Consider the following 14,454-nt stretch of genomic DNA (forward strand, 5'->3'; position numbering starts at 1 on the left):
ATCAACAGAGATTCCTCGTTCCTCGGAATGACAAAACAAAATAATAAACACTATCAACAATCAACCAACAACAATCAACCAACAACAATCAACTAAAAATATGTTAACACCTCTCAATACGAAAGAAATCTGGTTCATCACCGGAAGCCAGCATTTATACGGTCCTGAAACATTAGCGCAGGTTGCGGAACATTCAGCGAAAATCGTAGAAGCGTTCAATGCTTCGTCTCAAATTCCTGTTAAAGTGGTTTTGAAGCCAACCGTAAAAACAACAGAAGAAATTTTTGAAACACTTACCGCTGCCAACTTTGCAAAAGACTGCATCGGAATCGTAACCTGGATGCACACGTTTTCACCCGCAAAAATGTGGATTCGTGGACTGACCGCTTTACAAAAGCCAATGTTGCATCTTCACACGCAGTTCAACCAGGATATTCCTTGGTCTACAATGGATATGGACTTTATGAACCTGAATCAGGCTGCGCACGGCGACCGTGAATTCGGATTTATGGTAAGCCGTCTTCGCAAAAACAGAAAAGTAGTTGTAGGACATTGGGCTGAAGAAAGAGTTCAGAAACAGATTGGAGAATGGAGTAGAGTTGCCGCAGGTTGGGATGATTGGCAAGGTGCGAAGTTCGCCCGTTTTGGTGATAATATGAGATTTGTAGCGGTTACGGATGGTGATAAAGTGGAAGCGGAAACCAAATTTGGATTTTCAGTAAACACTTGGGGAATCGGAGATTTGGTGAGCGTTGTCAATTCAATTGGTGATGGTGAAATCAAAACCTTAATTGAAGAATATGAAGCTTCATACAAAATGGCAGAATCTCTTCTTTCCGGAGGTTCAAACAGAAAATCTCTGGAAGTTGCCGCAAGAATCGAATTAGGTTTGGAAAAATTCCTGAAAGATGGAAATTTCAAAGGTTTTTCCGATACTTTCGAAGACCTTCACGGCTTGGAACAATTACCTGGAATTGCCGTTCAGAGATTGATGGAAAAAGGTTATGGATTTGCCGGAGAAGGCGACTGGAAAACTGCCGCTTTGGTTCGTGCGATGAAAACAATGGGACAAGGTCTTGAAGGTGGAAATGCCTTTATGGAAGATTATACTTATCATTTAAATCCTTCAAATCCTTCAATTCTAGGTTCACATATGTTGGAAGTTGACCCTGTTTTGGCGATTGACAAACCTTCTTGTGAAATTCATCCATTGGGAATTGGCGGAAAAGCTGACCCGGTTCGTCTGGTTTTCAATTCGAGAGGAAATATCGATTCTTTAAATGCCGCTTTGATGGATTTCGGAAATCATTTCAGACTGTTAATCAACAAAACAAAAGCGTTGGAAATTACCGAAGAATTGCCAAAACTTCCGGTTGCGAGAGTCCTTTGGAAGCCGCTTCCTGACCTGTACACGGCAGCTGAAGCGTGGATTTTGGCAGGTGGAGCGCATCACACGTGTTACAGTGAGAACATCAGCGTAGAACAATTGGAAGATTTTGCAGAGATTGCAGGTATCGAATCGCTTGTTATTGATGAAGATACGAAAATCCGTGATTTTAAGAACACACTTCGCTGGAATGAAATATATTATCGTTAAACTTGCAAAACTTCTAAAAAATGAGAAAAACAAGTATCAACCTGATAATTCTTTTTGCCGTTTTATGTATTTTCGGGTGCAATAAAAAAGAAAATCAATCAAAAACTCAACCGGAAACAATGGAAAACATACAGGTTTCAGATTACGGAGTCACGTCAAAAGGCGATTCCATCAAAAAATATACTTTAACCAACAAAAACGGGATGAAGCTGGAAGTCATTAACTTCGGCGGAATTATCACTTCACTTACCGCTCCCGACAAGAACGGAAAATACGAAGATGTCGTTTTAGGATTTACCAAGCCTGAAGATTATTTCAACGGAAATCCATATTATTTCGGGGCATTGATTGGCCGTTACGGAAACAGAATTGCCAATGCCAAATTTACTTTGGAAGGCAAATCATATGACATCGACAAAAACGACGGGCCAAACAGTCTTCACGGCGGAAAAGAAGGATTCCACACCAAATTCTGGAATATTGAACCAGTGAAAGATGCAAAATTCCCGACTTTGAAACTGACTTACACCAGCGCTGACGGTGAAGAAGGTTATCCGGGAAAATTAACGACAACCGTTCTGTATACTTTGACAGATGATAATGCTTTGGAAATTTCTTACGAAGCGGAAACCGATAAACCGACTGTGGTGAATTTGACTCAGCATTCGTATTTCAATCTTTCAGGGAATTTCTCAAAAACCATTCTTGACCACGAATTGCAGATTAATGCGGATAAATTTACACCAGTTAATGAAACTCTAATTCCTACAGGTGAGCAAAAAGCGGTGAAGGGAAGTGTATTCGATTTCACAGCTTCAAAAGCAATTGGAAAAGATATCAATGCAGATGACGACCAACTGAAAAAAGGAAAAGGCTACGACCACAACTGGATTCTGAACGGAAGCGGATTGAGAAGCATTGCCAAAGTTTATCATCCTGAATCAGGAAGAGTAATGGAAGTTTTGACCGATGAACCGGGCGTTCAGTTCTATTCCGGAAACTTTTTGGATGGAAAATTTGATACAAAGACTGGCGGAAAAAATGAATTCAGAACAGGCTTTTGTTTAGAAACACAACATTTTCCGGATTCTCCAAACCAGGCTTCTTTCCCTTCTACAGAACTGAAGCCGGGACAAAAATACCAGTCGAAAACAATTTACAAATTCTCAGTTAAAAAATAAAGTATGGGAAATTTAGCAACTATTGATATCATCATATTTCTGATTTATTTTGTGGTGGTAGCCGGTTACGGAATCTGGATTTATAACAAAAAAAAATCTGCAGCAACAGGCAGTAAAGATTATTTCCTTGCGGAAGGTTCACTCACTTGGTGGGCGATTGGAGCGAGTTTAATTGCTTCCAATATTTCAGCGGAACAGTTCATCGGGATGTCCGGCGAAGGATTTTTCGTGGGTGTAGCGGTGGCAGCTTATGAATGGATTGCTGCATTGGCGCTCATCATTATTGCCATTTGGTTCATTCCGATTTATCTTAAAAACAAAATCTACACGATGCCGCAATTCCTGGAAACCCGTTACAACAAATCGGTTTCCCTGATTATGGCGGTATTCTGGCTGTTTTTATATGTGATTGTCAACCTGACTTCCATTCTTTATTTGGGAGCTTTGGCGATTGATACATTACTTGGAGGCGACAACCTTCATATCATTATGATTGGACTGCTTCTAATGGCTTTGCTAATCGGTCTTGGCGGAATGAAAGTAATCGGCTACACCGACGTAATTCAGGTGGCGGTTTTGATTATCGGAGGTTTTGCTACCGTTTATATGGCGTTGCAAATTGTTGACCAGAGAATCAACGGAGCGGCTGTAGGAAATGCTTTGACAGGATTTCAGACATTGATGAATGAAGCGCCGCAACATTTCAAATTAATGCTGGAAAAACCGGTTAAAACAACAACGACTTTAGCAATGCCTGAAAATCTGGATGTTCAGAAATATGTTGTTCTTCCGGGCTTGGCGATGTATTTTGCAGGACAGTGGATTGTTAATTTAAATTATTGGGGTTGTAACCAGTACATCACGCAAAGAGCTCTGGGAGCTGATTTGAAAACAGCGAGAACGGGGATTTTATTCGCAGGGTTCCTTAAATTATTTATGCCGATTATTGTAATGCTTCCTGGAATTGCTGCCTATGTACTTTATCAAAAAGGACATTTGCCAGGATTTAATGGTGTGAAAGACGGCGCCTATTCTGCAATATTAGGATTTTTGCCGGTTGGTCTGAAGGGTCTTGCAGTAGCGGCTTTGACGGCAGCAATCGTAGCTTCACTGGCAGGGAAAGTAAACAGTATCTCAACGATTTTCACATTAGACATTTATAAAAAATATTTAAAGTCTGATGCAACGGAAATCCAGATGGTGAGAACCGGAAGATGGGCGATTATTATTGCGATGTTTGTTGCTTTGGCGTTTACTTGGACGGATGTTTTGGGAATCGGTGGTGAAGGTGGTTTTACTTTCATTCAGAAATATACAGGATTTATCAGTCCGGGCGTTTTTGCGATGTTCCTTTTAGGAATGTTCTGGAAAAGAACAACCGGAACTGCAGCTTTGGTAGGCGTAATTTTAGGATTCGTTCTGGCAATTTTCTTCAACAGTTTTGCTGTGGATATTTTCGGGAAAGAAACCTGGTTGTATACGGCTTTCACTTATGAAAAACTGGAAAATGGCGTAGTTCACACGATTACCGAAATTCCATTTTTGATTAATATGGGCTGGTCATTCTTCTTCACGGTTCTGACGATGGTTGGGATAAGTCTTGCAGGACCGAAAGTGAACCCGAAAGCATTTGCAATCGATGCATCAATGTTCAAAGTGGACAACAGAACATTGGTTTTAATTGTTGTAACGTTACTTTTACTGACTGCGCTTTATGTGAGATTCTGGTAAATTTTAAAATATTATAGAAAGGATGTCCCTTGAGGCATCCTTTTTATTTTTTATAATTTTGATTGTATTTTGAAAACCTATTTTCTTTTCATCGATACCGAAACTACAGGAATCCCGAAACGATGGAGTCTGCCTTATTCTGAGAAAGATAATTGGCCTTCCGCAGTTCAGGTGGCCTGGGTTATTTATGACGAAAATGCCCAGGAAATTAAACGTGAAAATTTTTATATTTTTAATGAGGATTTGAAAATCAGCTTGAAGTCATTGAAAATCCACGGTATTACCAAAGAATTCTTAAGTAAAAACGGACAGGAAAGAACATTGGTTTTAGAAAAGCTTTCAACGGATATAAAAGAATTTCAACCATTGATTACGGGACATTTTACAGAGTTTGATATTCACACACTGAGCGCCGATTTTTACAGGGCAAACCTGGAAAATCCTTTTCTGCAGAGTCATTTCTACTGCACAATGCTTAAAAGTAAAGAGTATGTTGTTAATCCGGAAGCTGACTATTTTAAACTGCCTCAGCTTTACGAGTTTCTTTTTAATGAAAAAATGGAACATCTCCACAATGCGATGATCGATGCAGAAATGACTGCAAAATGTTTTTTTGAAATCCGGAAACGCGGAGAGGTTTCAGAAACCGACTTTCAGAATATTCATCAGAAAATCGAATCCGGTTTAAAGTTTTTAACCCATAAAATGAAATAACTATGATGCAGGAAAAAATTATTTCACTTTTAAAAATAACAGAACCTTTTCATCTTTTACCCGAAACTGTTCTTGCAGAAATCTCAGAAACGTTCACAAGAACCGAGTTTTCCAAAGATACATTGGTCTATCGCCAGGAAGTGACGGAAATGAGAGGAGTAGACATTATTGAATCCGGAGAATACGAAACATTTTTTTTCGATGCAGCGGAAAATAAAAGATGTATTTCGATACACCATTCGCCTTATTGTTTTGGGGGAATATCTGTGGTTCTGAACAGAGTACGTGCATTGAAATCGGCGATTGCCAAAAAGGGGACAGTTGTTTATACATTACCGAAAAAGGAATTCTACGAGCTGTGTAACGCGTACGAAGACTTTTTCCATTATTTTACATCAGATTTTGGCAAAAAAATGCTGGATGAGGAATTTTCTCATTTCGTGAAAACGCCTGCAACGTTTGAAGAAAGTTATTTTGCCGCCGACCAGCTTTATTCCAGAAAAATAAAAGGAATTACCTACAAAAGTATTGTTTCCTGTGAAGAAAATACTCCTGTTTTTGAGGTGGCTCAAATGATGGCTACTCATAAAGTAAGCTGCATCTTTGTGAAAAAATCAGCAAGTGAGGAAATTATCGGCTATGCGACAGATATTACCTTGCGAGATAATGTTATCGCCCGCTGCCTGGATTCCAGAATTGCAATTTCTGAGGTGATGGATAATCCTATCGTAAGTATTTCCAGCGATGCCTATCTTTATGAAGCGGTTCTGATGATGTTTAAAACCAAATCAAGATATCTTCTCGTAAAAGATAATGGCGAATATGTAGGTTTTCTGAGCAGAAACCGTCTGTTGAGCGAGCAAGGGCAGAGTCCGCTTGTTTTTATACAATCGGTAAAACAGGCTGAAAGTGTAGAAGAACTTAAGAAAAAATGGAAGCAGGTTCCGGATATTATTACTCAATTGTTGGGAAGGGGAGTGCACGGTGAAATTGCCAGTCAGGTCATTACAACAATTGCTGATACAATAACAGGAAAAGTAATAGAAAAAGTTATCAGGCAGATAGGAAAACCACCTGCAAAATTTGCCTTCATCGTCACAGGAAGCGAGGGGAGAAAAGAACAAACGCTGAGTACTGACCAGGACAACGGCATTATCTATGAAGATAAAGCCAATGAACACCGTGAAATGGTAAGAGAATATTTTCTGGATTTTGCCAAAAAAGTTTCGGATGATCTCAATACCATTGGGTTTGAATACTGCAAAGGAAATTTTATGGCAAGCAATCCCAAATGGACCCATTCTCTTTCTCACTGGAAAAGAAATTACAACCAATGGATCGAAGAATCGGTGCCGGAAACCGCAATGAAGCTTTCCACTTTTTTCGATTTCCGTTTTATTTATGGTGAAGAAAGTATTGTGAAAGATTTGAAGAACTATATTAAGGAAAAATTAGCTTCGCCCAATCAGCTGTTTTTTGCTCATATTGCCAAAAATGCTCTACAGTACGAACCGCCTTTGACTTTTCTGAAAAGAATTAAAACCCAGACCATAGGGAAATCAGAGGTTTTCGATATCAAAACTGCGATGTCGCCAATTGTAGATTTGCTTCGGGTGTATGCGTTGAAAAACCAGTTGGAAATAGAGAATACCGGCGAACGAATGAAAAAGCTGACGGAAATAGGAGTTTTCACGCAACAGCAATACAATGAAATGCATCAGTCTTACTATTATCTGATGGCACTTCGGCTAAAAAATCAGGCGGACCAGATTAATATTGATAAAAAGCATCCTGATAATTATATCGAAATCAGTAAACTTACCAAAATAGAGCGTGTCACTTTAATCGAAATCTTTAAAACCATTGCCAATTTCCAGTTGGGAATCAAAGTGAAATTTACAGGAAGTTTTTAAGTTTAAATCTTAAACATAAACCCTTCCGCAATTTTCTTATTGTATTTTTCTTCATCGAAAGTGTAAAGAAAAGACCCTTTTTTAGACGAGCTCATATCTTTTCCTTCCGTTTTCACAAGAATATCCAGCGCATTGATTTTGCTGATGAAATTCCGCTTGTCATACTGTTCGTTGAAGATGGCTTCGTATAAAGTCTGCAGATCTTTCATCGTGAATTTTTCCGGCAGAAGCTCAAAACCGATAGGTCGTGTGGAAGCTCTTCTTCTCAGCCTCAGAACGGCATCTTTCACCATTTCATTATGGTCGAAAATTAAGGTCGGAAAATCCTGTAGGTCAAACCATTTTGCGCTATATTTTTCATTGATCTGAATATTTTTTTCAATATTAATCAGTGCATAATACGAAATCGACATAATTCTCGCCGTCGGTTCGCGGTCGATTTGAGTATAGGAATTGAGCTGTTCAAGATAAATATTTTCCAGTCCGGTAAGTGTGTTCAGGACACGCTGTGCCGCTTCATCAGAGGTTTCCTCGTCCCCGATAAAACCACCCATTAATGACCATTCTCCCATTTTCGGTTCAAAATTCCTTTGTACCAGAAGGATCTTGAGATTTTCACCATCGAACCCGAAAATAATGCAGTCAACAGCTACCAGATGTCGTGGAAAATGAGAATAGTCTTGTGTCATCGATTATAATTTTTATGCAAAGTTAATGCTTTTAGGCTTTGATTTTACAGTTGAAACCATATAAATGTATTTTATACACTTTATTTTGCTTTTTATTTTTAAAAAATCCAAATTTCATCATTTACCTTAATATTTTGGGAGCAATTAATAGCTCTGAAGCTTACATTTTATTCATCAAAAACATTAAAAACAGATGAACTCAATGTTAAAAATATGTTAAAATTAAGTTTCCTTTCATTTTAAATTTACTTGAAAACAAATGCCAAGGCTTAGTCTTAAAAATACGATAAGTTATTTATATAAATTACCAACATCTATATTGGATATTCCGTATTCATTTTTTATACAAGCAATTTCTTTGTATGGTTCTGATTATCGTGATTTTTCATAATCTTAATTTTTATGATAAGTCCTTGCTGTTTTCAGCTTTTTTCCAAGACTTTAAAATAGACTTTTTTTTGATTCCATCGGCTTATTCTGCAAAATTCTTTGTCATATTGATTCTTTCTTTTATTTTTAGAAATGTTGAATAGACATTTATTAATGAATAAAAAATCGCTGATAGTATTTTTAGGTTTAGGCACGCTTGCTTTTGGGCAGCTGAGCAAAACGGTCAGTTATTTTCCGCTGAATAAGGTTGCTTTGTCTGAAAGTGTTTTCAGCAGGGCGATGCAGACGGATAAGAACTACATTATGTCGATGGATGCCGACCGTTTACTGGCGCCCTATCTGAAAGAAGCAGGACTTAATCCTAAAAAAACAAATTATCCCAACTGGGAAAACACAGGATTGGATGGTCACATCGGCGGCCATTATATTTCAGCTTTGGCGTTGATGTACGCTTCTACAGGCGATGCCAAAGTAAAACAGCGCCTCGATTATATGATCGATGAGCTGGAGCGTTGCCAGAATCTTTCAGGAAACGGCTATATTTCCGGCATTCCGAATGGCAAAAAAATCTGGAAAGAAATCTCTGATGGCAATATCCGCGCATCGGCTTTCGGATTGAATGACCGTTGGGTTCCTTTATATAATATTCACAAAATATATTCAGGTTTACGAGATGCCTATTGGTATGCAGACAGCGAAAAGGCAAAGAAAATGCTCATCAAGCTTACCGATTGGATGGCTGATGAAGTTTCCGGACTTTCCGATGAGCAGATTCAGGAGATGCTGAGAAGCGAACACGGAGGACTGAACGAGGTTTTTGCCGATGTTTACGACATTACCAAAAATAAAAAGTATCTCAAGTTGGCGCATCGTTTTTCGCATCTGGCCATTTTAAATCCATTACTGATTCACGAAGATAAGCTGACAGGAATTCACGCCAATACCCAGATCCCGAAAGTAATTGGTTTCAAAAGAATTGCCGATTTGGAACATAATAAGGAGTGGAACAGTGCGGCAGATTTTTTCTGGGCTAATGTTACTCAAAAGCGTTCAGCAATTATCGGTGGAAACAGCGTCAGCGAACATTTCAATCCAACTACTGATTTCAGCGGAATGATTAAAAGCATTGAAGGTCCCGAAACCTGCAATACTTACAATATGCTGAAGCTGACCAAAGAACTTTTTGCCACAAACCAGAAGTCGTCTTATCTGGATTATTACGAAAGGGCTTTATACAATCATATTCTTTCCACTCAAAATCCTGAAAAAGGTGGTTTTGTGTATTTCACACCGATGCGTCCCGGTCATTACAGGGTGTATTCTCAGCCGGAAACCAGTTTCTGGTGTTGCGTTGGTTCGGGGATGGAAAATCACGCGAAGTATGGCGAAATGATTTATGCGCATTCGGATAATGATTTGTATGTCAATTTGTTTATTCCGTCTGTCTTAAAATGGTCTGAAAAGAAATTGGTGCTGAGACAGGAAAATAATTTTCCTCAGACCCCTTCCACAAAATTAATTTTTGATCTTACCCCAAAGTCCGAAATCAATTTAAAATTAAGAGTTCCGGAATGGACAAATGCTTCACAGATAAGCGTTTCCATCAATTCAAAAAATACCAATATTCCTGTCGATTCCGAAGGTTATATCAATATCAGCAGAAAATGGAAAAAAGGCGATGTCATCGAAATGAAAATGCCGATGCATCTTTCTGCGGAACAGCTTCCTGACAATTCAGATTATTATGCATTCAGATATGGACCCATCGTTTTGGCAGCCAAATATGGCAAAGAAAATCAGCAGGGATTGTTTGCCGATGACAGCCGTGGCGGACATATTGCACACGGACCACAGATTCCTCTGAATGATATTCCGACGATTTTAGGATCTTCGACAACTGTTTTGGATCATTTAAAGCCTGTTAGTGAAAAAGATTTAACATTTAAAATTAGCGGTCTTTATCCTCAGAATAAATTCAGCAACGGGTTGGAACTTGTTCCGTTTTATCAGGTTCAGGAAGAGCGTTACATCATCTATTTTCCTCAGGCAACTCAGGATAAAATCGAAATCATTCAGCAGAAAAAAGCTCAGGAAGAAGAAGCTGTCCGAAAACTAGACAATATCACAACAGACAAAATTCAGTTAGGCGAGCAACAGCCGGAGTCCGACCACTTTTTTGACAGCAAAGATGCTTACGATGGCTATATGGAAGACCGTCATTTCCGCGATGCTAAAGGCTGGTTCAGTTATCAAATGAGAAACAAGGATAAAAATGCAAAATATCTTTACCTTCTGTATTTCGATGCCAATAACAATCGTACATTGAATGCCGAAATCAACGGAATCAAAGTATTTTCAAAAGATTTTGAAGGAAAAATGGGAAGTTCACCACAAATATTGTTAATCCCAGTTCCCGAGTCGGAAAAGAATAAAGAAACGCTCACTGTAAAATTTATTTCAGGCGAAAAATCTCTGACTCCAAAAATTATTGAAGTGAGATTACTGAACGAATTACCAAAATAAAAACTAATATGTCAAATAATATTTTCACTAAAGTTTTAAGCTTATTGCTATGCTTTTTTCTCCTTTTTTCTGAGGCTAAAATCATACTTCCCGCATTGGTTTCAGACGGAATGGTTTTACAGCGCAACCAGAAATTGAACATTTGGGGAAAAGCCGATGCCAATGAAAAAGTAGAAGTGAAATTCCTCAACAAAAGCTACAAAACCACTGCAGACCAAAACGGTAACTGGAAAATCGTGCTTCCGGAGCAAAAAGCAGGCGGTCCATACACAATGACCATCAACGAAATTACTCTTAAAGATATTTTGATTGGCGACGTTTGGCTGGCTTCTGGACAGTCGAATATGGAATTGCCTATGCAAAGACTGACGCCATTGTATGCTAATGAAATTAAAAACGCAAATAATCAGAATATCAGGTTTTTTACGGTTCCTCAGAAATATAATTTCAAATCGGCACAAACTGAATTGGATGGTGGAAAATGGGAAGCGACAAATCCTCAAACCATTCTGAATTTCTCTGGTGTTGCCTATTTTTTTGCTAAAGATATCAGTGAAAAAAATAAAGTTCCGGTAGGAATTATTCATTCCAGTTTGGGAGGTTCTCCGATTCAGGCTTGGATGGATGAAAATTCTTTGAAAAAATATCCTGAATATCTGCAAGAAGCCAAAAAATGGCAGAACGATGATTTGATAAAATCCACAGAATCTTCAGAACAGGCGCTTAGCAAGGCTTGGTATGCGGAATTAGACCAAAGCGATATTGGGCTCAATCAACATTGGGAAAAATTTGATTTAAATGATTCTGATTGGAAAACGATGCAAATTCCTGGTTCTTGGGAAGACAAAGAAGGTTCTTTCGATGGTTCTGTTTGGTTTAGAAAAGAAATTATTTTAACAAAAAATCAGGCAGGAAAAGCAGCATTTTTGAATCTTGGAAGAATCAAAGACGCTGATGTAACCTACATCAACGGGACAAAAGTCGGAAACGTGACTTATGAATATCCTCCACGTTGGTACGACGTTCCAGCAGGAATTTTGAAGGAAGGTAAAAACGTCATTGCTGTGAGAGTTTCCAACGGAAGCGGAAAAGGACAGTTCATTGCCGATAAACCGTATTACCTTGAAATCGACGGACAAAAAATAGATTTAAAATCCGAATGGAAATATAAAATCGGGGCAAAGGTCGACAGAATGGCTCCCGGACAAACCTTTATACGTTGGAAACCGACGGGATTGTACAACGCGATGATTAATCCTTTAATTAATTATAATATAACGGGGGCAATCTGGTATCAAGGCGAAAGCAACACCGGAAAACCTAAAGAATATGGCGATTTATTAACCACGATGATTACAGACTGGAGAAACAAATTCAATAACAAGGAAATGCCATTCGTCACCGTTCAATTGGCTAATTTTATGGAGTCAAAAGCACAGCCGATAGAAAGTAACTGGGCGGAACTCAGAGATCAGCAGCGTAAAGTGTCATTACAAGTTCCGAATGCCGGACTTGCAGTAATCATCGACATCGGCGAGTGGAATGACATTCATCCGCTCGATAAAAAAACGGTGGGAGACAGGCTGGCTTTGCAGGCGATGAAATTGGCTTACGGAAAAAACATCATCGCGGACGGACCGGTTTATCAATCAATGAAAGTTGACGGAAATAAAATCGTTCTTACTTTCAAAAAAGGAACCGATGATTTTGCGCCAGTTTCAGAATTGAAAGGTTTTGCCATCAAAAATGCCGATGGAAACTGGTCTTGGGCAAAAGCAAAAATCGAAGGTAAAACAATTGTGGCTTGGAATGACTCGGTAACAAATCCTGTTGCAGTCCGTTACGACTGGGCAGACAATCCCGATGGAAACCTGAAAACCAAAACGGGACTTCCTGCATCGCCTTTTACAACGGAATAACTCAAGGCTTAAATTCCTTAATTTAAATAAACTTGTTTATTTCTAATTTATTTAAACATTAAGGATTTAATAATAAGTAAAAATTTTAAGAAATAACAAGTCAATTTTATTCAAGAAAACTTAAGCCTCTTAAATTCTTAATGTTTAAAAAATCTTTCATCTATCAGTCTATTATCTATTTATCTCAATAAAAAACAACCATAAACTATATGAACAATCCATCTCAGAAAATATCTGTCGTTGAAAAAATCGGCTACAGTTTGGGAGATTTAGCGGCCAATCTGGTTTTCCAGACTTTGGTGACTTACTTAGCTTATTTTTACACCGATATCTACGGATTAAAACCGGAAGACGCCTCCATCATTACTTTGATTGTCGGGCTCATTGCCGGTTTCGGGTTCAATCCGCTGGTCGGCGCTTTGGCAGACAGAACACGAACCAAATGGGGGAAATTCCGTCCGTGGATTTTATTTTCTGCTGTTCCGCTCGGTGCAGCAGCACTTTTTGCATTCAGTACACCCAATTTTTCGTATCAGGGAAAAATGGTTTATGCAGCAGTAACTTACACAATTTTATTACTCCTGTACGCAGCTAATAATTTACCTTACGCAGCACTGAGCGGAGTTATTACAGGCGATATGGGCGAACGAAACAGCATTTCCTCTTATCGTTTTGTAGCGGTGATGTTTGCCCAGTTTTTCGTACAGGTCTTTATGTTGCCAATAATTTTATCGGCAGGGAAAGGCGACAAAGCAGCCGGAATCGAAATTGTGATGACCTGGTTAGCAATTATCGGAACGATTATGTTGCTCATCACATTTTTCACCACCAAAGAAAGGGTCATTCCAAAACCGGAGCAGGAATCCTCTTTGGGAGCCGATTTAAAGGATTTGAAGAAAAATAAGCCGTGGATAATAATGTTGGTAGTTACAGCCTTGATTTTCATTACTTTGGCAATGAAAGGCGGTTCATACGTTTATTATTTCAACAACTACGTTGATGAAACTTCTTTGAAAAATTTCATTTCGCCGATTACCGCTTTTTTCAGTTCCATCGGAATGAATTTCTTCGGAGAAGACCCTCGTTCAGCTGGTTTCGGGCTGTTCAATGCCGGCGGAATCATTATGATGATTGTTGGGATTACCTTCTCAAAAAGATTTGCCGATAAATACGGGAAAAGAGATGCGTTCATCGCTTCCCTGTTTATTTCAACTTTATTTATCGTTGCATTCATCTTTTATCCGCCAAAATCAGTAGGATTGATGTTCCTTTCCCAGATTCTGCACGGCTTTTTCTACGGAATCAGCACACCGTTGCTTTGGGCAATGATTGCCGATGTAGCCGACTATTCCGAGTGGAAAAACAACAGACGTGCCACAGCAATTATTTTCTCTGCAATGATGGTTGGACTAAAAGTAGGGTTGAGCATCGGAAGTTCATTGGTTTCTTCCATTATCGGACATTACGGCTATATTTCATCCGAAGGTACAGAAAACGTTGTCCAGCCGGAATCCGTTGCAAACGGTGCTCAGATGCTGGTCAGTATTTTTCCTGCCATTCCGTTCTTTGCGGCGTGTGGATTATTAATGTTCTACGAAATCAACAAAAAAATGGAAACCCAAATCGAACAGGAACTCAAAGAAAGAAGGAAAAAAGAAGATTAACTTTGGTTTTGATTGTTTGGGCAGCTTAATCCGTCTTCCACTCCCGCTTTTTTGTTCCGCTTTGCTCCACAAAAAGAGCTCCGTTCAAGCCGGGCTGCGAGATTCAGCATAAAAACAAATTTTACCATTAAAG

At 38.9% G+C, this 14,454-nt stretch carries 9 protein-coding genes; 8 read left to right on the top strand and 1 reads right to left on the bottom strand.

Going from position 1 to position 14,454, the window contains the following annotated elements; all coding sequences use genetic code 11:
* Positions 1-100: 100 nt before the first annotated feature.
* The 5 genes from araA to KI430_RS00275 all read left to right on the top strand — a co-directional run bounded on the left by araA (position 101) and on the right by KI430_RS00275 (position 7,136).
* Positions 101-1,597 (top strand): L-arabinose isomerase, encoded by a 1,497-nt coding sequence (gene araA, locus KI430_RS00255; RefSeq protein WP_248876303.1) that lies wholly within the window; start codon positions 101-103, stop codon positions 1,595-1,597.
* Positions 1,598-1,617: 20 nt separating this feature from the next.
* Positions 1,618-2,778, top strand: a complete 1,161-nt coding sequence (locus KI430_RS00260; RefSeq protein ID WP_248876304.1) for an aldose epimerase family protein — start codon at positions 1,618-1,620, stop codon at positions 2,776-2,778.
* Between the two features lie 3 nt (positions 2,779-2,781).
* Complete coding sequence (locus tag KI430_RS00265; RefSeq protein WP_248876305.1) at positions 2,782-4,509, top strand: sodium:solute symporter family transporter; 1,728 nt, start codon at positions 2,782-2,784, stop codon at positions 4,507-4,509.
* Between the two features lie 69 nt (positions 4,510-4,578).
* Entirely contained in the window at positions 4,579-5,223 is a 645-nt protein-coding gene (locus KI430_RS00270; RefSeq protein ID WP_248876306.1) for a 3'-5' exonuclease, read from the top strand.
* Positions 5,224-5,225: 2 nt separating this feature from the next.
* Positions 5,226-7,136 (top strand): DUF294 nucleotidyltransferase-like domain-containing protein, encoded by a 1,911-nt coding sequence (locus KI430_RS00275; RefSeq protein WP_248876307.1) that lies wholly within the window; start codon positions 5,226-5,228, stop codon positions 7,134-7,136.
* A gap of 2 nt (positions 7,137-7,138) precedes the next feature.
* On the opposite strand, the gene KI430_RS00280 is transcribed toward KI430_RS00275, so the two are convergent.
* Positions 7,139-7,825, bottom strand: a complete 687-nt coding sequence (locus KI430_RS00280; RefSeq protein WP_074235334.1) for an NUDIX hydrolase — start codon at positions 7,823-7,825, stop codon at positions 7,139-7,141.
* Positions 7,826-8,368: 543 nt separating this feature from the next.
* Here KI430_RS00280 and KI430_RS00285 point away from each other — a divergent pair.
* From KI430_RS00285 to KI430_RS00295, 3 genes are all read left to right on the top strand, one after another.
* Complete coding sequence (locus KI430_RS00285; RefSeq protein WP_248876308.1) at positions 8,369-10,738, top strand: glycoside hydrolase family 127 protein; 2,370 nt, start codon at positions 8,369-8,371, stop codon at positions 10,736-10,738.
* Positions 10,739-10,746: 8 nt separating this feature from the next.
* The gene (locus tag KI430_RS00290; protein ID WP_248876309.1) at positions 10,747-12,657 is read left to right on the top strand and encodes a sialate O-acetylesterase; all 1,911 of its coding nucleotides are present in this window, start codon (positions 10,747-10,749) and stop codon (positions 12,655-12,657) included.
* A gap of 209 nt (positions 12,658-12,866) precedes the next feature.
* A complete protein-coding gene (locus KI430_RS00295; RefSeq protein ID WP_248876310.1) occupies positions 12,867-14,321 on the top strand; it encodes an MFS transporter in 1,455 nt (484 codons plus the stop codon).
* Positions 14,322-14,454 lie beyond the last annotated feature (133 nt).

The organism is Epilithonimonas zeae (assembly GCF_023278365.1).
In the GTDB taxonomy this organism is placed as follows: domain Bacteria; phylum Bacteroidota; class Bacteroidia; order Flavobacteriales; family Weeksellaceae; genus Epilithonimonas; species Epilithonimonas zeae_A.

Bases quoted from the DNA above. Each gene is read 5' to 3' on its own strand.
- KI430_RS00275 (WP_248876307.1), top strand. From the start codon at position 5,226: ATGATGCAGGAAAAAATTATTTCACTTTTAAAAATAACAGAACCTTTT.
- KI430_RS00260 (WP_248876304.1), top strand. From the start codon at position 1,618: ATGAGAAAAACAAGTATCAACCTGATAATTCTTTTTGCCGTTTTATGT.
- KI430_RS00285 (WP_248876308.1), top strand. From the start codon at position 8,369: ATGAATAAAAAATCGCTGATAGTATTTTTAGGTTTAGGCACGCTTGCT.
- araA (WP_248876303.1), top strand. From the start codon at position 101: ATGTTAACACCTCTCAATACGAAAGAAATCTGGTTCATCACCGGAAGC.
- KI430_RS00280 (WP_074235334.1), bottom strand. From the start codon at position 7,825: ATGACACAAGACTATTCTCATTTTCCACGACATCTGGTAGCTGTTGAC.
- KI430_RS00295 (WP_248876310.1), top strand. From the start codon at position 12,867: ATGAACAATCCATCTCAGAAAATATCTGTCGTTGAAAAAATCGGCTAC.
- KI430_RS00265 (WP_248876305.1), top strand. From the start codon at position 2,782: ATGGGAAATTTAGCAACTATTGATATCATCATATTTCTGATTTATTTT.
- KI430_RS00290 (WP_248876309.1), top strand. From the start codon at position 10,747: ATGTCAAATAATATTTTCACTAAAGTTTTAAGCTTATTGCTATGCTTT.